Origin of the sequence: uncultured Enterovirga sp., assembly GCF_964242715.1 — a bacterium.
Classification (GTDB): Bacteria; Pseudomonadota; Alphaproteobacteria; order Rhizobiales; family Beijerinckiaceae; genus Enterovirga.
The window spans coordinates 1-18,221 of sequence record NZ_CAXTAZ010000071.1; the positions used below are offsets into that span (position 1 = coordinate 1).

The 18,221-nt window shown below is 66.2% G+C and carries 18 protein-coding genes; 3 read left to right on the plus strand and 15 right to left on the minus strand.

The genetic code is table 11. The features are described 5' to 3' along the window. Positions 1–49: 49 nt before the first annotated feature. From ACFE87_RS22895 to ACFE87_RS22925, 7 genes are all read right to left on the minus strand, one after another. The gene (locus tag ACFE87_RS22895; protein WP_375461968.1) at positions 50–1,072 is read right to left on the minus strand and encodes a pyridoxal phosphate-dependent aminotransferase; all 1,023 of its coding nucleotides are present in this window, start codon (positions 1,070–1,072) and stop codon (positions 50–52) included. Positions 1,073–1,179: 107 nt separating this feature from the next. Beyond that, a complete protein-coding gene (locus ACFE87_RS22900) occupies positions 1,180–1,878 on the minus strand; it encodes a glycosyltransferase family 2 protein (RefSeq protein ID WP_375461969.1) in 699 nt (232 codons plus the stop codon). Positions 1,879–1,881: 3 nt separating this feature from the next. Beyond that, positions 1,882–2,937: a radical SAM/SPASM domain-containing protein gene (locus tag ACFE87_RS22905; RefSeq protein ID WP_375461970.1), complete on the minus strand. Its 1,056-nt coding sequence runs from the start codon at positions 2,935–2,937 to the stop codon at positions 1,882–1,884. Positions 2,938–2,953: 16 nt separating this feature from the next. Continuing rightward, complete coding sequence (locus ACFE87_RS22910) at positions 2,954–4,288, minus strand: glycosyltransferase 87 family protein (protein ID WP_375461971.1); 1,335 nt, start codon at positions 4,286–4,288, stop codon at positions 2,954–2,956. Continuing rightward, the gene (locus ACFE87_RS22915) at positions 4,285–4,986 is read right to left on the minus strand and encodes a DUF2064 domain-containing protein (protein WP_375461972.1); all 702 of its coding nucleotides are present in this window, start codon (positions 4,984–4,986) and stop codon (positions 4,285–4,287) included. The genes ACFE87_RS22910 and ACFE87_RS22915 overlap by 4 nt, the downstream gene beginning before the upstream one ends. A 35-nt stretch (positions 4,987–5,021) precedes the next feature. After that, entirely contained in the window at positions 5,022–5,795 is a 774-nt protein-coding gene (locus ACFE87_RS22920; RefSeq protein ID WP_375461973.1) for a molybdopterin-dependent oxidoreductase, read from the minus strand. Beyond that, positions 5,792–6,451: a cytochrome b/b6 domain-containing protein gene (locus ACFE87_RS22925; protein WP_375461974.1), complete on the minus strand. Its 660-nt coding sequence runs from the start codon at positions 6,449–6,451 to the stop codon at positions 5,792–5,794. Before ACFE87_RS22925 ends, ACFE87_RS22920 begins: the two co-directional genes overlap by 4 nt. Positions 6,452–6,900: 449 nt before the next feature. On the opposite strand from ACFE87_RS22925, the gene ACFE87_RS22930 reads away from it, so the two are divergent. Continuing rightward, the gene (locus tag ACFE87_RS22930) at positions 6,901–7,059 is read left to right on the plus strand and encodes a hypothetical protein (protein ID WP_375461975.1); all 159 of its coding nucleotides are present in this window, start codon (positions 6,901–6,903) and stop codon (positions 7,057–7,059) included. Positions 7,060–7,267: 208 nt separating this feature from the next. Here the strand turns inward: ACFE87_RS22930 and ACFE87_RS22935 are convergent, their stop codons facing one another. The 6 genes from ACFE87_RS22935 to ACFE87_RS22960 form a co-directional block, all read right to left on the minus strand. Then, positions 7,268–9,067, minus strand: coding sequence for a hypothetical protein (locus ACFE87_RS22935; protein ID WP_375461976.1), 1,800 nt, complete (start codon positions 9,065–9,067; stop codon positions 7,268–7,270). Between the two features lie 504 nt (positions 9,068–9,571). Continuing rightward, the gene (locus ACFE87_RS22940) at positions 9,572–10,186 is read right to left on the minus strand and encodes a hypothetical protein (protein WP_375461977.1); all 615 of its coding nucleotides are present in this window, start codon (positions 10,184–10,186) and stop codon (positions 9,572–9,574) included. A gap of 133 nt (positions 10,187–10,319) precedes the next feature. Beyond that, positions 10,320–11,111, minus strand: a complete 792-nt coding sequence (locus tag ACFE87_RS22945; RefSeq protein WP_375461978.1) for an alpha/beta hydrolase — start codon at positions 11,109–11,111, stop codon at positions 10,320–10,322. A 17-nt stretch (positions 11,112–11,128) separates the two neighbouring features. Then, the gene (locus tag ACFE87_RS22950; protein ID WP_375461979.1) at positions 11,129–11,389 is read right to left on the minus strand and encodes a hypothetical protein; all 261 of its coding nucleotides are present in this window, start codon (positions 11,387–11,389) and stop codon (positions 11,129–11,131) included. 134 nt (positions 11,390–11,523) lie between these two features. After that, positions 11,524–12,081 carry a hypothetical protein gene (locus tag ACFE87_RS22955; RefSeq protein ID WP_375461980.1) on the minus strand — a complete coding sequence of 186 codons (558 nt, stop codon included), beginning with the start codon at positions 12,079–12,081 and terminating at the stop codon, positions 11,524–11,526. 128 nt (positions 12,082–12,209) lie between these two features. After that, entirely contained in the window at positions 12,210–13,205 is a 996-nt protein-coding gene (locus ACFE87_RS22960; RefSeq protein ID WP_375461981.1) for a helix-turn-helix domain-containing protein, read from the minus strand. Positions 13,206–13,636: 431 nt separating this feature from the next. On the opposite strand from ACFE87_RS22960, the gene ACFE87_RS22965 reads away from it, so the two are divergent. Next, positions 13,637–14,413, plus strand: a complete 777-nt coding sequence (locus tag ACFE87_RS22965) for an alpha/beta fold hydrolase (RefSeq protein ID WP_375461982.1) — start codon at positions 13,637–13,639, stop codon at positions 14,411–14,413. A gap of 273 nt (positions 14,414–14,686) precedes the next feature. Here ACFE87_RS22965 and ACFE87_RS22970 read toward each other — a convergent pair whose 3' ends face one another. Both ACFE87_RS22970 and ACFE87_RS22975 read right to left on the minus strand, forming a co-directional pair. Continuing rightward, positions 14,687–16,009: an aspartate aminotransferase family protein gene (locus tag ACFE87_RS22970; protein WP_375461983.1), complete on the minus strand. Its 1,323-nt coding sequence runs from the start codon at positions 16,007–16,009 to the stop codon at positions 14,687–14,689. A 37-nt stretch (positions 16,010–16,046) separates the two neighbouring features. After that, on the minus strand, positions 16,047–17,078 hold the full coding sequence (locus tag ACFE87_RS22975; RefSeq protein ID WP_375461985.1) for an amino acid ABC transporter substrate-binding protein: 1,032 nt from the start codon (positions 17,076–17,078) through the stop codon (positions 16,047–16,049). A gap of 147 nt (positions 17,079–17,225) precedes the next feature. Between ACFE87_RS22975 and ACFE87_RS22980 the strand changes: the two genes are divergently transcribed. Beyond that, positions 17,226–18,137: a LysR substrate-binding domain-containing protein gene (locus ACFE87_RS22980; protein WP_375461984.1), complete on the plus strand. Its 912-nt coding sequence runs from the start codon at positions 17,226–17,228 to the stop codon at positions 18,135–18,137. The last annotated feature ends 84 nt before the right edge of the window (positions 18,138–18,221 follow it).

The window sequence follows — 18,221 nt, forward strand, 5'->3', positions numbered from 1 at the left end:
AGTGAATCACGGCCGAGCAGCCGGCGCGAGCGGGTTCTTCAACAGCCTGCTAGGCTGCCCGTCGGACAGCTACGAACTGTTGGAATGCGTCCAGCCCCTCTGCGTTTCTCCTGTGGCCAAGCCCGATCCGGACGTGGTTGCCGGGGACAGAGCCGAGCGGAGATCGCCACAAGGTCGAAGGCAGCACCATCAGGCCAGCATCCCTGACAAGGCGCGCTGCGAAGTGGTCCGCTCCATCTGGACCGAGATAGCGCGGGAAGCCAAAGGCCAGGGTCTGCGCATCATCGCGACCGAACAGGTCCGGAAAGGCGGCGAGCACGGAATGCAGGTGCCGGCGGTTCTGCCGTCCTATCTCTCTCGTACGCGCAGTTATGGTCGGCTCGGACCGGAGCGCGACATGGGCGAGGATCTCGCTCGCTGAGGAGACGCAGCTCGACAGGATGCTCTTGGCATGAAGCGCGCGGGCCAAGACGGCCTGCTCGCGGCAGACCGCCCACCCGACCCGTAGTCCCGGCAGGCCGAAGCCTTTCGAGAGCCCGTTGATGGAAATGCCCCGCTCGTAGGAATCCACGACCGGCGCGACGCTGGCGCGCGCGAGGTCGCATTCGGACTGCGCATAGACCTCATCGTTGACGAGCCAGAGTCCGTACCGCCGGCACACATCAACGAGCGCCAGCAGCGTCTGCTGGTCCAGCCCGACACCGGTCGGGCTGTTCGGAAAATTGATCAAAATGAGCTTGGTGTTGGGTCGAATGGACGCTGCCACGCGATCCACATCGAGTTGCCAGTCGGAATAGGACAGCGGCACGCCGGTCGCAGCGCAGAGCCCCGTCACGGCCTGTTCCGACGGCTGGTAGATTGGCAGGACCACGACTGCGTGGTCGCTTGGCTGCAGCAGGGCGCCGGCCACGCAGGCAACGGCTTCCTGGGCTCCCGCGCAGCAGAGAACGTCGTCCGAACTGACCTGCTCGTGACGACCGGCAATCGCGGTCCGTAACCACGGTGCACCGCGCGGATCGACATAGCCGAATGCGAGGTTCTGCCACCGGGCGAGGTCGTCCTCCTCGCCCATCGCCAGGAGCGCATTGAGAGGTAGGGTCTCCGAATCCGATCCGGAGAGGTCGTGACCAACCGTGTGACCCCAACGGGCCAGGAAGGCCGCGATCGCGAACGACTCGCTCATGCGCGAGGCGCCGGGCTCGTCGCGACACGGCAGTAAGTTGAGACGATCTTGCTGGCCGCGCGGGCCGTGCCGCCGAGCGAGCCCGCGACCTTGGACGTCCCGGCCATCCGCCGGCGATAGGGAAGCGGAATCTCCATGATCCGCAGGCGGGCTCGGGCCGCCTGCATCTGCATCTCGATGTTCCACCCGTAGGTCATCTCGCGCAGGCCGAGCCGGGACAGGGCCGCCCGATCGATCGCCCGGAAGGCGCACATGTCGGTGTAGCGGGTGCCGTAGCGGGCGCCGATGCCGAGACCCGCGAGACGACCTGCGAGAAGCTGGTGCCACAGCATCGAGCCGGGTTCGCATTCGCCGCGCGTGCGGGACGCGAGGACGAAATCGTGGCTGCCGTCGAGGACGGGGCCGGCGATGAGACCAACGAGATCTCCACGGTCTGCTCCGTCGCCGTCCATAAACACGATGACGGTGCTGGCCGGATCGGCCGCCTCGGCCCCCATGGCACAAGCGCGCCCATAGCCGCGGCCGGCCTCGATCACGCGGGCGCCGGCCGCCTTGGCGGCGTCCCGCGTTCCATCGGTCGAGCCGCTATCGGCCACGATCACGTCGCCCGCGAAGGGGGCCGGGATCTCGCGGATGACCGGTCCGATCGCGTCCACCTCGTTCAGCGTCGGGATCACGATGCTCACGGGCTCCATCAGTCAGAGGCTCCAGCGAAGCCCGCAATTCTGGCAAGGCGCAGGAGGAGCATCCGACAGGAGCGAGGAGCGGAAATCGCGATAGGCCGGGCTGTTCCAGATGTCGCGCAGGCTGTGCTGCGTAGCATCGCCAAGCGTGTAGTTGGAATAGCCGCGGACCGAGAAAGGGGCGATGCAGCAGGGCAACGCGCGCCCGTGCGCGGTGAAATACATCAGCGACCAGGGACGCCGGCAGGTGGCCCAGGGCTGATCGTCCTGCTGCCGCCTTAGGCTGATGCCCGGCTCGGTCGCGCCCGAGGCGTCGAGCGTGACGCCGAGTTGGGCACCGAGCGCCTGCGCGGCCTCGATCGCGGCGAGTTCGTCGGACTGGGTGCTCTCGAACAGCGAGAGGTCGGCGCGCGCCATCCCGTAGCCGCCCTCGTCGAAGACCAGCCGCTGAAGGTGGACCTCGGTCACGCCCATCTGGGCGGCGAGGCGCACAAAGGCCGGGAGCTGGTCCACCGTCTCCTTCAGGCCCGTCAGCCACAGCGACACGCGCGGCGTCGTCGCGCCGGTCGATTTCTGGTAGGCGATGAACCTGCCGACGTCGCGAACGATGCGGTCGAAGAAATCTTTGCCCCGCACGCGCAGGTAGGATGCGCGGTCGGCGGCGTCCAGCGAGACCCGCAGTTCGTCCAGGCCGGTGGCGATCAGCTCTCCGAACCGCTTGGTCTGCAACAGCGTGCCGTTCGTGTTGAACAACACGTAGGTGCCACGGTCCTTCAGGTATCGGACCATGCGGGGCAGGTCCTTGACCAGCATCGGCTCCCCGACCCCGTGCAGTACCACACGGGCGACGTTGGGAACCTGGTCGACGATCCGCGTGAACAGATCCCAGCTCATGTCCGCTGGCGGTTCGAGCATCTCGAACGTGCGCGGGCAGGTCTCGCAGAGAAGATTGCAGCGGTTCGTGACCTCCAGGTAGAGGCAGACCGGCGGCGTGTCGGCTTCGGAGGACCGGCGGGCGTCGACGTCCTCGAAATATCGGCGAGGGTCCCTGAGGGCGATCGATGCTGACATTCGGGTCTCCTCGGGACTACGTGATAGATACGCGGTGAAGGGCCGATCGGTTTCGCCACATCGAGCGGCCCGCGATCACGAGAGCGGGCATGAACACGAGAGCAGGCCAGAGAAACCGCTCGTTGAGCGGATCGATGACGAGCAGGAGTGGCGCGGACGAGAGCCAGATGACGGCCTGGATGGGCGCCACGACGCAGGGTAGCGCGAGCCAGGCGTAATACCAGTAGTAGTGGGGCGTGACGATCAAGGTCGCGAACCCCGCCAGGATCGCAGCGTCGCGACAAAGGGCTACGCTGTCCGGTGCGGCGTCGCCTGGCCAGCCGCGCGCCACCCGGATCGCGAGCGCCGCATAGGCCAAGGCGCCGCACAGTCCGTAAACTGGCCCTGAATAAGGCGGCAGGGCAACGAGACGTGAGACGCCGGCGAGCAGCCAGTAGCCCGATCCTGTGTCGTAGCCCTCTTCGTTGCCGTAGGCGCCCAGGAAGCCCAGCACGTGCTCGCCCGCGGAGCTGTAAACGAGGTAGAGCCCGACGATCACGGCGGAACCCACGAGCGTAGGCCGCCAGAAGGTTCCGCCCCGCAGGAAGGCCGGCGCCACGACCACGGGAAGAAATTTCGCCAGGGTCGCGACCGCAAGCAGCCCGCCCGCCCAGCCATCGCGATGACGGGCGCGGGCGAGCAGCGCCAGAGCCATGCCGCCGACCGCGATCGCGTCGACATGGCCGTCGCCCGCGAAGGACCACAGCGGCAGCGGGTTCCAGGCATAGATCAGGATCCTCTCCCGCGGGAGGCCGGCGATGGACAGGATCTGCAGGATGCAGACGATCGCCATCGCCTCGAAGGCGAGCATGGCAACCTTCATGCCGATCACCGACGCGCTCACCTGGGCGACGGCCGCGAACACGATCTGGGCCGCGGGCGGATAGATCGTGCGGGCGTAATCGGCCCGGTTGATCTTCGGATAGATGTCCGCGTCGCGCAGATGGGCGAGCGCCGGGTCGGCCGGGATAAATCGATAGGGATTGATCCCGGCCGCCTGCACCTTGCCGTCCCAGACGTAGCGGTAGATGTCGGTTGACAGGAGGGGCGGCGCCGGCAGGAACGCCAGCCGCAGCAGGGCTGCGAGGCCGAGCACCAGCCACAGGGTCGAAGCCGGAAGCGGCGTTCGCAAGAGGAACTGGACGGCCAGCAAATACGCGACGACGCCCGACGTCAGGAGGCCGATGAAGGTCAATGCCCGGCCCTGCGTCGGCGCGTCCGCGGCGGTGGACCCGTAATAGAGGAGCGCCGAAATCATCGTCGCCGCGAGGACGGCCCCTAGCATCGTGAGCCGGACGACAGGTCCGTTCACGCGGATTGCCTCAGGGCGACGGTTTCATGAAGCTTCAGCCGGTCGATGACGGCGCGCGTGGCCGGGCACCGATCGTCGGTACTCTCGCTCAGCAGCAGGGATAGCGAGACCGCGTCGTCTACGTCGTACCAGGGATCGAGTTCCACGAGATCGAGCCCGATCTCACGGGCGCGCTCGCGCGTCTGCTCTGCCACGCGTTCGGTGCTCCAGGCGATGTCCGAAAACATCCGTGAATGGGCCGCCTTGAGTCCCAGGATATAATAACCGCCATCCGGGCAGGCCCCGAGCACGGCCCGATCGCCGGGCGCAAGCAGATGCCTTGCGGCCTCGACCAGGAGGCGCGCCGGAAGCGTAGGGACGTCCGAACTGAGGACACAGGCGGCCGGGTGGCCGCGGGCCAGCATGCTCTCGATCGCCTGCAGGAGGCATCGCCCGAACCCGACCACGTCAGCGGGAGCCGGCGAGGAGCCGTCGGCCAGGAGAAGAGAGGTTCCCGGAGCCATGTGGGCGGCCACGAGATCTTCGTCTCCGGCCGGGGCGTAGGCCGCGTAGGGCGAGATCGGCGCCTCGCGTCCGGCCCTGGCGATGGTGCGGGTCGTGTCGCGCAGGAAGGCGCCGCTCAGAGACGCCGCATCCTCGGGGCGCAGCGGGGGGCAGAGCCGCGTCTTGGAACGACCCGGGCGTGGCGCTTTCGCCATGACGCCGATCGCACAGGTCTCGCGTGCGGCTTGCCTCATAGCCCACTGTGCCAGTTGAAGCCGCGGTCTTCCCAGTAACCGCCCCGGTAGGTGTTGGTCACCTCGATCGCCGTGATCCATTTGGGGTTCTTGAAACCGAGCTTGGTCGAGGTCCGGAGCCGCAGCGGGTAACCGAACGGGTCAGGCAGGACCGCGCCCGCATAGGCCGTCGACAGCAGGGTCTGCGGGTGAAGCGCCGTCGCCATGTCGATGCTGCTCGGGTAGTCGTCTGCCGTGCGGAAGGCCACGTACCGCGCTGTCAGGTCGGCACCCACGCGCTCGAGGAAGGTGCGCAGCGGTACGCCCGACCATTCGCCGATATAGTCCCAGCCTTCGACGCAGATGTGACGGATCACCATCTCGCGCTGGGGCAGTTCGGCCATCTGTTGGCGGGTCCACGAGCGCCTGTCGGAGATGAAGCCGGCAAGTTCGAGCCTCCAGCTCTCGCCGTCGACCGGCTTCACCTTCTCGATCTCGTAGTAGGCGTTGAAGCGCGGCGGCTTCAGGACCATCGATTTCGGATATTCCGGCGCGAGCTTGTCGGGATCGAACAGCGCTGCCTGGACCCGGTCGTTGAACCGCGAGATGGACAGGAGCGCGCGCTGGACCGAGGACGCCTCGTTGACGTCGCATCCGGTCAGCATGGTGAGCGCGCCGAGGGAGAGCCCTCCGCGCAGCAGGTTGCGGCGCTCGATCGAGCCGATGAGTGCGCGATGATCGTCGAGGATCCGGGGATCCGGCGGCGTGGCGGGGCGGAACGGAGATCTCATCGGCCTGCCTCGCGAGACGGATCGAGCTTGGGCCCTCCCGTCACCATCGCCCACAGCGTGCTCGGTACCAGAACAGCGAGCAGGACATGCACGACCAGGAACCCGACGATGATGGACATGCCCGTGAAGTGAAGCAACCTCGCCGACTGGAAGCCGCCGAGGAGAGACACGAGCCCCGAGAACTGCACGGGTTTCCACATCGACAAGCCGGTGACGACTTGCGCCACGCCGGCCAGGATCACGACGATGTAGAGGATCTTCTGGACGCCGTTGTAGATCGTGATGTCGTTATGGGCGATCTTGAGCCGCAGCGTGTCGCGAACGGTCTGGAGCACGTCGGCGACACGGATCGGCAGCAGACGCTCGCGGAACCGGCCCGTCGCGAAACCGTAGATCAAGTAGGCGGCGCCGTTCACGACGAGCAGCCACATTCCGGCGAAGTGCCACAAAAGGCTTTGCGCCGCCCAGGAGCCGAGGACGATTCCTTTCGGGAACTCGAGCCCATGGAAGATGACGGAATCGTTGTAGATCCCCCAGCCCGATCCGATCATGATGACCATGGCCGCGGCATTGACCCAATGCATGATCCGCACGGGCCAGGGATGCAGCCGTCTGCGCAGCGCAACGCGGCCGCTGATCGACCCACTTCCGATCATCGTATCGCCTTCCCGGATTTTTCAAGCCGTCCGTCGTCCCTCGACTCATCCCGTCCGTGACCGGATTGCGGCCCAGTCGTATTCGTGAGAGCGGAGCCGAACCGAGAATCGTGTTTCGCGATACGACCGCCCTCGACCCAAACCGTACGAGGAGCAAGATGATGCGGCTGCATCAAGTCGCTTTTCTGGCCGTGATGTGGGCCTTTGCTCCGATGACTGCGAACGGTCAGCAACCTATCCCATCGCGAGCCGAGCTTGCCGAGCGCGCTGCGCGGCGCTTTCCTCAACCGGTGCGGGTCGGAGCGCTCGTCGATCGCAGGCTCCTCGATCGGACACCGCGACAGCGAGTTCTGGGTCGCGTCGCCGGCACCTCGCGATCGAGCGACGGTGCGACGAACCTCCTGGTCCGTGTCGGCGGATGGTTGAGGATCGGTGAGACGACAGTCGCCGTGCCGATCGAAGCGCTCGGGCTGTTGGGCGAGCATGTCGTGCTCCTTGATCTCACGCCCGAGCAGCTTCTCGACCTCTCGGCCCACGATGCTTCGGCCGGAGCCGAGATCCCGTCCGAGACCGAGATCCGGATCGGCATCGTCAAGCCATTCCACTGAACACCTTTGATCTCGAACAGACACTTGCATATTGGGTCTGCAGGGCAAGCAATACAGTTTGTAACCGCGGCCGCAATCGGGCCGTTGTTTTGCCCCTGAACGCCTCAAGCCGGCCGCGGTGCGCAGCGGTCACGTCAACGATGATCCCTGGGCGCATCGCCGAGACGTACGCCACGCCGCAGGACGGATTCCTCCCGCGACTCTTCCGTCACCTTCGATCCACTAGCTTGGAATGTTCTGCTCTGTAAATTCGCCAGCGTTCGGTTTCCTGAACGACTTGAAAACCTCCAGCCTGAGCGAAGCCATCCCGTTCCCAAGCGCCATCTGTCGGAGTGACGATCATCAGCGTGCAGCCGAAGCTCGTCGCGAGGGCACGCGTTTCGGACAGGGAAGCGGTCCCGGCGAAGACGCGGATGAAGTGCGCGTCGATCTCCGTCACCCGTTGGCGCGAGAGCGGCGCGTAGGCGCGGGCCACCTCCCACCCCGCGAAGCACGACCGCTGTCGCGCTAGGAGGGCCCAGCCCGCGTTCACGGGCCAGGGCAGCACCTGTTGGAGAAGAAGGGGGTTGTTGGCGACCCGGTCCTCAGGGTGCGCAATCTGCCGAACCGCCTCCCAGAGCGCGGGCATGTTCGCGAAATCCTGAGCGGCGGTCGTGTGCTGTCCGGCCATGTTCGCGACCGCTGTCCTAGCCGCGTCTGGCAACCCGAGCAGGGTGGCCGCGGCGGTGGCGATGGCAGCGAGCCACGATGACCTCCGGAGGAGGCAGACGACGGCAGAGGCGGCTGCCGCACTTCCGACGAGGACGGCCGGGAGCACCGCGCGCCAGCCGAGATCGTTGTTGCCGATCGTGCTGACAAGGAAGCCAGAGGTCGCCAAACCCGCGAGCGCGAGGACGATCAAGGCGACCAGCATCAAACGCCTCTGCGGCTCCGGCCCATCCCGTTCATTGATAGCCAGCCTGAAGCCGGCGACCGCGGGGATCGAGATCGCCGGGAAGGTCAGCGGCAGAAGGATAAGCCAGAAGGACGGAAGGTCGAGCAATCTCCGCCCCCAATCGGGAACGAGCGGCCCGAGCACCTCGTAAGCATGAAGGGCGACCGGGAACTCGCCTCCACGATGGGCCGTCGCCACGATCTGATCGTGAATCAAGGGCAGCGACAGGGCTAGGCTCAGCACGAATGCGAGGAGCGCACGCGCGAGCACGGTCGGCCGCTCTCCGGGTGTCGACGCGACGAGCACGAGGAGTCCGACGAGCGGAGCAGCGAATCCGAACACGATTCCCCCGACCCAGGTCGAACAGCCGAAACCGACAAAGGTGACCAAGGCTAGAAGAACCGCGGCCAGCCAGCCCGTCGGCCCCTTCAGCTGCGGGATGAGCAACGTCGCGATAACAGCCGAGGTCGCCGCGGCGAGGTGCTGAGGCACCCACGTCGCTTGCAGGAGCCAACCGGCGAGACCCGGATACGCAGACAGCACCCGGTCAACGGCCGCCACTCCGAAGGCTGCAACGAGCAGCGATTTGGCCGAGCCCGAGGCGGCTATCGGGAGCACGAGGATCGCCGCTGTCGAGCGACGTGCGAGAAATGCTGCAATTCCCATCATCAGCGACAGAGACGAAAAGGCTGTGAAGCCGGTCAGCGCAGCATCGGCCGTCCACCCGCCGATGCCAAAAACCCACGCAATTTCGGCCGCGCTGAAGTGCCAGAGGTAGTAGTAGGCAAGCCGCGACGGCTCTCCTGCTCCGCCAAAGAAAGGGTTGTTCGGCGGAAGGCCGAAGCGGGCGATCTCGTCGATCAACGCAATCTTGGCATGATCAAACACGGGCGCTGACAGGTCGACGCCCTCCGGCGTGATTTTCGGTAGCACACCGGCGAGGGGCACGAGGGACAGGAAGAACGCGGCTCCGAGAGCCGGCCAGGGGACACCCAAGCCCAGAGCTTGAGGCGGTGGAGTGGTTAAGCGTGAAGTCGCCCAGCCGGCCACCAGCGGCACGAGGAAGGAGGCCACGAGCGTCGTGCTCGAGAGGCCGAAAAGGAGAGACGCAGGAAGCGCAAGGCTCGTTTGCACCGACCAGCCGATTGCGGGTGCGAGCGGTCCGGCCAAGGATGCCGCCGGAAGTAGCAGCCGGGCGATCGGAAATCCTATCACCGCCCAGCAAACACCAGCCGCAAGGTAAACGGCGAGAACGATCCAGGGGTCCGGCATTTCGGATCGGACCTAGCCAGGCTCAAGGCGCTATGGTCAAGCGCAACTACGCGCTCGATCGGCAGCTGAGCGCGGGGCAGAGGGGCCGTCGCGTGTACAATGACCCACGTCGAGGTTGGTTCTGGCTGAACCGGGCTCGCCATTTGAGCGATGGCTGGAGAGCGGGAGGCGGGCAACCAGGCCCTTGAAGTAGCCGGGAAGCTGACGGCAAAGTTATCGCGAACGGCTGCACGCGGGGCTTCTGGAGCTAGCGTCTGCAATTCCAGGAACTTCTTCAGATGCTGGCCGAAGAAACGGCGTGCTCATCTATCGCGAAGCTACTCCGCAGTAGCTGTCGGACAAGGGATGGCTAAACGGATGACCGAAGAAACCAGCGAACGAACTCTCTGTCCCGAAGGCGTGAAGAAGGCGGTTGAAATTGCGCATCGTCGAGGAGACGGCGCTCTTCACACCCTCCGGCAGGCTGGCCGACTTGCCGATGACCGTGCCGTCGCGCAGGAACCCTGCCGCCGTGCCCGACGGGAAGGTGGTGCCGGTCGCGAGGACGAAATCCTGCGTATCCAAGTCATGTCCGGGCAGCTTCTCGCCGGTCACGCCGAAGACCTTGATCAACATGCCGCGATGGGTCGAGACGCGGTCGCCGAGCGTCTCGCCCGGCCCTTGCGCGAAACGGACGGCGACCTCGTACGTGTCGGGCTTCGCGAACAGACCTTGCGCCAGCTCGGGCGGAAGGCCCGGCGGAACGGTCAGCTGGCCAACGACGCAGGCCGAGCTTTTAGCGTGGCTCGCCCGGACCGCGTGATGCTCGCGCTGCTCGACCGTCTGTGACTGCTTGGTCATTCCCTGGATGATGCCGTCGATCGTCTGCTGCTCGTCCGGGTCGGGACGCTCGATCTCGGACGCGTAGTGCAGATAGGCCATGACTTGCATCCTTGTTCGATCTGGATCCGCATCGAGCCAACGCCGCCGGATGTCCGGCGCGTCGCCTCCGCGGGCCGGTGAACCGGACGGCAACGCGCAACGCCGTGCGGTTCCGTTTCGGGCCGGTCGCGGACTAGCGAGCCGGCGGCTCGAACGCGGCCCTGAGGTTGCGCGCGGCGGCGTCCTGGGCGGTCTTGGCGTCGGCCACGACGGCATCAAGCCCGAAGAACTCGTGCGTCATGCCTTTGTAGGTGAGGTGCGTCGTCTTCACACTTGCCGCCTTTAGCTTCTCGACCAGCATCTCCCCGTCGGAGAAGAGGGGATCGATCTCCGCGTTGATGACGGTCGCAGGGGGCAGGCCCTTGAGATCGGCCATCGTAGCCAAGTTGAGCATCGGGCTCTTTGCGTCCTCAGGCTTCGCGAGCGTCTTGTCCACGAACCAGCCGATCGCCGCCTTAGAGAGCGGCATCGCGTTCTGGTTGGCGATATAGGACGGCGTCGTCAGGTCCGTGCCGGCCACGGGGTAAACCAGGAGCATGTGGAGAGGCGCCTGCACGTTGCCGTCGCGCGCCATGATGGCGACGTTGGCCGCGAGATTACCGCCGGCGCTCTCACCGGCCACGGCGAGCTTGGCCGGATCGCCCCCGAACTGCCCGGCATTGGCCAGAACCCACTTGTAGGCTGCAAAGGCGTCCTCGTGCGCGGCCGGAAATTTGTTCTCCGGTGCATGGCGGTACTCGACGCTGACCACGATCGCGTTCGCCTTCCGGGCTAGGGCCATGGCGGACGCTTCGTAGGTGTCGAGGTCCGCGATCACCCATCCGCCGCCGTGATAGTAGACGACGACCGGCAGGGGGCCCGACCCGGAACCCTCGGGCATGTAGATACGAAGCGGCTGCGTGCCCCCGGAGATCGGGTAGGTCATGTCCTTCTTGGAGACCTTCATCGCGCCATGAGGGCAACCGGGTCCTTGCCGTCGGCTTTCAGGATGGCCGTCACGGCGTCGCCAGCCGTCGGCTGCGTTCGTGCCTCCTCGACGGTGCGGGACTCGATCGGCTTCACGCCGAGCTGCTGCATCGCCTGCAGGATGCGGAGCATGTCCTTGTCGGCTCGCTTCATGGTCCCGCTGTCGGGACCTTCGGCGACCGCGAGCGGAACGGTCTGCGGCGCTGGGGCCTGGGCCCAGGCGGTAGGTGACGACATCAGCGCTGCTCCAGACAGGAAGCTGGCGGCTAGCAGGGATTGGGTGAGGCGGTTCATGTCGATGGATCTCGCGTGAGGGTGGTTCGGCACCGTTCCGCGGGAACGGTGCGCCGGGGGAGGTCGAGCGACCGCGTTCAGGCCTTCAGCTCGGCCGAGATGCGCTTGCAGATCGCGACGTGTTCCTTGAACACCCCGAGCATCAGGGCACCAAGGTGCCGACCCTGCTTCTCGGCAGGGTCGGTCGCACCGGCCGAGTTGGCCAGGTAAGCGTCGGCGAGGTCGCGCAGATATTCGTGGTTTTCGAGCTGGAAGGCGATGTAGGCGCGGTCGAAAGCTGCGCCTTTCGCGGTGCCCTTCATCTTCTCGACGAGGGCCATCTCGGCGGACTTGTCCATCGGGGGCACGCTCGTCAGGATATCCTTGAGCACCATGTTGACCGTGATGGCCTCGGCGAGTTCGAATCCCGCGAACTCATGCGCGTTCCGGTTCGTCGCGAGCTCCACCCCGACGCGTGAGGTCGAAAGGGACATCTCTGCGCGCGGAATGACCGCGGAGTAGAACTGGTTGGCCATCTTCACGTCGGCCGGGCTCATGTTCGGCATGGCGCGGGCCGGGGGTGACTGGGCGAAACCAGGCGAAGCGGCGGCGATGAACGCTGCACCCGCGAGAATGAAACGGCGGTCGGTGATCATGTGGCTCCTCGGGATGTCGGGCTGACGCCCGGTTCGCCCCACAAAGCCGCAATTGTTGAGGACGTTCCCCGAACCGGCCTGTTCGGACGAGTGGAGACATTGTTCGGACGGCTGGAGACGTCGCCCCGTCAGACCTGCGTGGTCGGACTCGGCGTCGGATCAAGGACCGCGCGCGCGCCATCCTCGATCCGCTCGGGCTCGCCCTCGTCCTGACTGCCGACGAGTCGGTACTGGCCGGGAGCGACGCCGAACTCGGCTTCGAAGACCTTGCTGAACGAGCTCCGGCTCGCATAGCCGACGCTGGCTGCGACGACCTTGATCGGCAAATCGGTGCCGGTGAGCATCCGGGCGGCGACCCGCAAACGCACACGCTGCACGAACTCCATCGGTCCGACGCCGAACACCTTAGAGAAGTTTTCGGTGAAGCTGGATCGCCCCATCCCGGCCAGAGCCGCCAAGCTGTCGACGCTGTAGGCCTCGCCGGGCTGCTCGAGGATGGCGAGGACGGCGCGGGCGAGTTTCGGGCTCTGAAGCGCTGCCAGCACCGGGGACGCCTCGTCGGTCGAGGCGAGGTGCTGGCGAAGGAGGATGATGAGACACTGCTTCATCAGCGCCTCCGTCATGGCCTGCGTGCCAAGGCTCGGGTGCGCCACCTCCGCGAGCATGAGGGCGAAGGATTGCTGCAGCACGCTGTTCGACGGGAAGAGCTGGAGGATCGGCGTCTGGAACAACTCGAACAATCCCATCGCGCCGGTGTAGCTGTTGGAAATCTGCCCGCAGACGAAGAGGGCATCCGGGCTTCCGTCTCCCGCCGTGAAGGAGATTAGGCCGTCGCCGTGCAGGACGCAGTGGTCCTCGGCGCGGGCCTCGCCGACGCAGTTCTCGGCCTCGCCGAGCGTGTGTGACAAGCGTGCTGGCACGACGATGATCGTGTGAGGCGAGAAGGATTGCCACGGGCCGTCTCCGACCCGCAGGCTCCCGGTTCCCTGCAGAACGTAATGGAGGGTGATCGCCTCGAAAGGGCTGAAACCCAATCGCCAGCCCCGCTGAATGCGGCATACGGAAAACGATCGGAGCCGCACGGCGAGCGTGACGAGGAGGCGATCGAGAAGGTCGGCCTGCATGACGCGACCTTATGGCCCGGCTTTCGTGGGCTGCCTAATCAGCTTTCGCGGAAACGCTCGTGCTAGAACACCGCCGTCCCGGCTGCTTGGAAGCGCGAAGCTGCCCGCCTCGCGGACGTCCGCTTCGAAGGAGCTACCGACCTAGCTGGATGTCCGCTGTGGGCGCGAAGCCGAAGCTGACCGGGTGCGAGCTGAGTGTCGCAGTCGCGCCAGAAGCGGGCTCCAAGTGCCTGCCCGAACGCGGACGCGAGCAACACGCCTCTTTCGCAGCCGCTTTCGATCCTTCCATGACGTTCAGAAGGTCTCATCCCAGGCGTGAGGGCATACAGAAAGCGGGCTCTCTCGATGCCCTGGACAATCCCTGAGCGGACTCACGGACCTGGGCGAGCCGCTGCTCGTTGGGACCAATTGGACCTCGGTGAGGGCGCTTAATGATCCACGCCATTAGGAGCGGCAGCGGCCGCAAGCTCCTCCTGATCCACGGCCTCGGCGGAAGCCAACGCTCGTGGGGCCCGATTGTCCACGCCCTCAGCGCGGAGCGCGAGGTGATCGCGATCGACCTGCCCGGACATGGTGCAAGTCCGCCTGAACCTGATAGCGGGACCTTCGCTGGCCTTGTCGGCAGCACGCAGCGCTTCATCACCGAGAGCGGCCTTGCCGGCGTCGATCTCGTCGGAAGCTCCATGGGCGCCCGCATCGTGCTCGAGCTTGCCCGGCGTGGTAGCGGCGGAAATGTCGTCGCGCTCGATCCGGGTGGCTTCTGGCGCGGCTGGGAGCGCGGCTATTTCAAGGTCACAATGGGCGCCTCCGTCCGCCTCCTGCGCGCGCTCCGTCCCGCCTTACCGGCTCTCAGCCGCAACGCGGCCTCGCGGACGGCGCTTCTGGCGCAGCTCTCGGCGCGACCTTGGGCGCTCGATCCGGACCTCGTCGCGACCGAGTTGAAGAGCTTTGCCGCGACGCCAACCTTCGACGCGCTCGTCAGCGACCTCGCTCACGGACCCGAGCAGGAAGGGCCGGCCGCCGCTCCCGAGAACCGGATCACGGTTGGTTGGGGCCGGCAGGACCGGCTCTGCCTGACCGGCCAGGCCGCACGCGCCAAAGCGGCGTTTCCGGCCGCGGAACTTCACTGGTTCGACCAGTGCGGTCATTTCCCAATGTGGGATCAGCCTGCCGAAACGATCCAGCTCATTCTCGCCAGGACTGGGTGAGCGCAGTTGCCAGGACACCACCTCACGTGCCGGACGGGCCGTCTGACATAAAGTATGACTGGGTCACGTCGCAGGCATTTGGGTGATCCGCTCGCCCCAGATCAGCCGTTCTGTTTCGCGCCAACAGCGGACTCAGGATGTCTGCCCGGCTCCGGACGCTCGCCTCCTCGACACGGCAGCTGCCGCGGCATGGTCAGTGAGGCGAGCGCAACTCGGGTGTGCCGATCATCCGTGCACGAATTCAGGAGCAGACACTCGACCCGGTCTGCTGAATCAAGCCGCTTTTCGCATCGACAGCTCGTCGAGGCTCTCCCGGAGAGCCCGGTCCAGGATGTCGGTCGCGCGGTCGATCTCATCATGCGAGACCGTGAGCGGGGGCGCGATGCGCCATACGGAGCCCCGCTCCGGGCGACGCCTGATATTCATGCTCAGGCCCAGCTCGAAGCATTTCTGCGTCGTCAGCGCACCGAGCGCGTGGGCGGGCTTGCGCGAGGCGCGGTCCTCCACGAGTTCCACGCCCATGAGGAGGCCGAGGCCGCGCACGTCCCCGATCACCTCGTAACGCTGCTGCAGCTCCTCGAACCGCCCGCGCAGATAGGCGCCCATCTCGTTCGCCCGCGCGACCAGCCTCTCCTCTGCGATCACGCGCAGGACCGCCAGCCCAACCTCGGCGGTGAGCGGGTCGGAGACGTGGCTCGTGTAGAAGGCGAAGTGCTTAGCGTGGATGTCCTCCTCGATCTTCGCCGTCGTCGCGACTGCGGCGAGCGGCAGGCCGCCGCCCAGCGTCTTCGACATCGTCATGATGTCCGGGACTACCCCGAAATACTCGGACCCGGTTCTCGTCCCGATCCGGCCGAAAGCGGTCTGGGCCTCGTCGAAGATCAGCAGCATGCCGCGGTCGTCCGCCGCCTGACGCAGGGCCTGCATGAAGGAACGCGGCGGCACGAGCACGCCGCCTGCGCTGATGACCGGCTCGACGATGATGGCGGCGCCCCGGCCGGTCGACTGCATGTCGAACAGCTTGAGCGCCATCTCGAGTCCCGCCAGCGCCGAATCTTCCTCCGACATCCCCTTCATGTAAGGCCGGTAGGAATTCGGCTCGGGGATCACGAAGACGCCGGGGGCCGGCACGCCGTAGCCCTTGCGGTCGCTCGCCATCGAGACGGAGCTGGCACCGCCCGTGATGCCATGCCAGGAGCCGCCGAGCGCCAGGATCTCGTAGCCGTCGGTGTACATCTTGGCCATCCGGAGCGCGACTTCGGTCGCCTCCGAGCCCGTATTGATGAAGATCGTCTTTCGAAGATCGCCGGGGAGCCAGTCGCGGGCGAGCGTCTGGGCGAGTTCGGCCACGACCTCCGGGATCATGCCGCTGAAAAAGTGGAAGGCCTTCTCGCCAGCCCTATTCACGGCCTCGACGATCGCCGGATGGTTGTGGCCGATCGTTGCGCACATCTGGCCCGAGGTGAAATCGAGATATTCCCGGCCGTTCGAATCCTTGACGATCGTGCCCTTCGCCGAGGTGAAGAGGTTCGGGAACGTGTCCCCGCCGTAGCGCACCAGGAATTCCTGGGCGGCGTTCTGCAGGTCGGTGCTCATCGGATCTGTCCTGGCGAGAGGTCGAAGCGGCGACGGCTCAGCGCACCGGCGGCGTGACGAGGTAGCCGCCGTCACGCCAGAGGCGGTTCACCCCGCGCGCGAGGCCGATCGGCGCGATGTTGCGGTCGTAGCTCTCGGCGTAATTCCCGACCTGCTCCACGATCCGGACAGCCCACTCCTTGTCGAGGCCGAGCATTGGGCCGAGGCTGTCGATCTTGCCGACGAAGCGCTGGACCGCCGGGTCCGTGCTCGTCCCGGCCATGCCGACCACGGTCTTGGAGCTGAGCCCGAGCTCCTCAGCCTCCACCATGGCGTAAAAGCTCCAGCGCACGACGTTGGCCCAGCCGTCGTCACCGTTCCGGACGGCCGGAGAGAGCGGCTCCTTTGTGATGATCTCGGGCAGGATCACATGCGCCTTCGGGTCGGGCGTGAGCGAGCGGACGGCCGTCAGCTGCGACTGATCGCTCGTCAGCGCGTCGCAGCGACCGCCGAGATAGGCCTGGGCGACAGCGTCGGCATCCGCGAAGGAGACCGGCTCATAAGCCATTTTGCGGCTGCTGAAATAATCCGCGAGCGTCTTCTCGGTCGACGTTCCCTGGATCACGCAAACCGATGCGCCCTTCAGGTCGTTCACCGATTTTGTGCCGGAGTTCGCCTTCACCATGAAGGCCTGGCCATCGTAGAAATTGGTTCCGACGAAGGTGATGCCGAGCTGGGCGTTGCGAGCGAGCGTCCAGGTGGCGTTGCGGGCCAGGAGGTCGATCTCGCCGGTCTGCAGGGCCGTGAACCGGTCCTTCGCGCTCAGCGGCACATACTGGACCTTGCGGGCATCGCCGAAAACGGCGGCCGCGACGGCGCGGCAGATATCGACGTCGAGGCCCTGCCACGAGCCATCCCGGTTCGGAAAGGAGAAGCCGGCGAGACCCGGATTGACGCCGCAACGGACGGAGCCCTTCGCCTTGACGTTGGCCAGCATGGCGCTGGACGAGGCCGGCTGGGCGAAGCTGGGAGCGAGCGGCGCGAGCGCCAGCAGCCCGAAGGCGGCGAGAGCCGCGACGACGCGGTGCATCCCGATCGATCCCTGCATGGTGAGCGCTCCTTGGCGTGGCGTCCGACTTGCCTCACGCTGGCGGCCACTGATCGCTAAGGAGGGGAGCGGATGAACGCCAACGCGAAAAACTCACCACCTCCTCAACGGGACTCATCGGAGCGCCGCGTGGGATCGGGGCTTCCGCCGCTCAAGGCCCTACTCGCCTTCGAGGTGGCCGCACGGCACGGCAATTTTCGCCTCGGGGCCGAGGAGCTCGGGGTCACGCCGTCCGCGATCAGCCACCATGTCCACCAGCTCGAGGAGTTTCTCGGCGTGCCGCTCTTCCAGCGGCATGCCGGACGCGCGATCCTGACCCAGGCGGGGCAGACATACGCCCGGGAGATCGCGCAGGCCTTCGGCATCATCTCGGGCGCGACGACGCTCGTCGCGCCACAATCGCAGCGCGGGCATCTGGTCATTGCGTCCGGCCCGAGCTTCGCGGCGAAATGGCTGCAGCCGCGGCTCGCGCAATTCGTCGGCCTGCATCCGGACGTGAAGATCAGGCTCTCGACTCTCTCCGGCCGCGGCGACATCGAGACCGAGCGGTTCGACCTCGCGGTCGTGTATGGGCGGCCGCCCGAGACCGACCATCATGTCGAGCCGCTTCTCGTCGAACGCCTGCGGCCACTCTGCAGTCCCGCACTCGCGGCCGCGATCGGGCTGCGCGTGCCGAACGACCTGGCGCGCGCTACGCTGATCCACTCCGTCAACGCCCTGACCTGGGCGGAGTATCTGCGGCGCATGGGCGAGCCGGGACTGACGCCCGGCCACGAGCTCTGGCTGGACCGGTCCACCATGGCGATCGAGGCTGCGGTCAGCGGCCTAGGGATCGTGCTGGAGAGCGAGATCCTCGCTGCGGAGGAGCTTCGCGACGGGCGGCTCGTGGCGCCGTTCGGCGAAGGACATTTTCACGTTGAGGCGACGTCCTATTACCTCGTCAGGTCGAAGAGCAGCCGAAGGGGCTCGAACCTTGGAGCCTTCGAAACCTGGCTCCGCGGCGCCATCGCAACCGCAAACCTCACCATCCGGCAAGCGTGATACTCTCCGGCCTACGCGCAGAGATTACAAAGCGTTTACTCTGGAACTTTGCGTCGAGCGTGTCCTGATTCCGCTGTGCGGCAA

Coding starts and splice junctions, on each gene's coding strand:
- ACFE87_RS22900 (WP_375461969.1), bottom strand. CDS start 1,878: ATGGAGCCCGTGAGCATCGTGATCCCGACGCTGAACGAGGTGGACGCG.
- ACFE87_RS22955 (WP_375461980.1), bottom strand. CDS start 12,081: ATGATCACCGACCGCCGTTTCATTCTCGCGGGTGCAGCGTTCATCGCC.
- ACFE87_RS22925 (WP_375461974.1), bottom strand. CDS start 6,451: ATGATCGGAAGTGGGTCGATCAGCGGCCGCGTTGCGCTGCGCAGACGG.
- ACFE87_RS22895 (WP_375461968.1), bottom strand. CDS start 1,072: ATGGGCGAGGAGGACGACCTCGCCCGGTGGCAGAACCTCGCATTCGGC.
- ACFE87_RS22970 (WP_375461983.1), bottom strand. CDS start 16,009: ATGAGCACCGACCTGCAGAACGCCGCCCAGGAATTCCTGGTGCGCTAC.
- ACFE87_RS22975 (WP_375461985.1), bottom strand. CDS start 17,078: ATGCACCGCGTCGTCGCGGCTCTCGCCGCCTTCGGGCTGCTGGCGCTC.
- ACFE87_RS22905 (WP_375461970.1), bottom strand. CDS start 2,937: ATGTCAGCATCGATCGCCCTCAGGGACCCTCGCCGATATTTCGAGGAC.
- ACFE87_RS22915 (WP_375461972.1), bottom strand. CDS start 4,986: ATGGCGAAAGCGCCACGCCCGGGTCGTTCCAAGACGCGGCTCTGCCCC.
- ACFE87_RS22950 (WP_375461979.1), bottom strand. CDS start 11,389: ATGTCGTCACCTACCGCCTGGGCCCAGGCCCCAGCGCCGCAGACCGTT.
- ACFE87_RS22945 (WP_375461978.1), bottom strand. CDS start 11,111: ATGACCTACCCGATCTCCGGGGGCACGCAGCCGCTTCGTATCTACATG.
- ACFE87_RS22920 (WP_375461973.1), bottom strand. CDS start 5,795: ATGAGATCTCCGTTCCGCCCCGCCACGCCGCCGGATCCCCGGATCCTC.
- ACFE87_RS22940 (WP_375461977.1), bottom strand. CDS start 10,186: ATGGCCTATCTGCACTACGCGTCCGAGATCGAGCGTCCCGACCCGGAC.
- ACFE87_RS22965 (WP_375461982.1), top strand. CDS start 13,637: ATGATCCACGCCATTAGGAGCGGCAGCGGCCGCAAGCTCCTCCTGATC.
- ACFE87_RS22960 (WP_375461981.1), bottom strand. CDS start 13,205: ATGCAGGCCGACCTTCTCGATCGCCTCCTCGTCACGCTCGCCGTGCGG.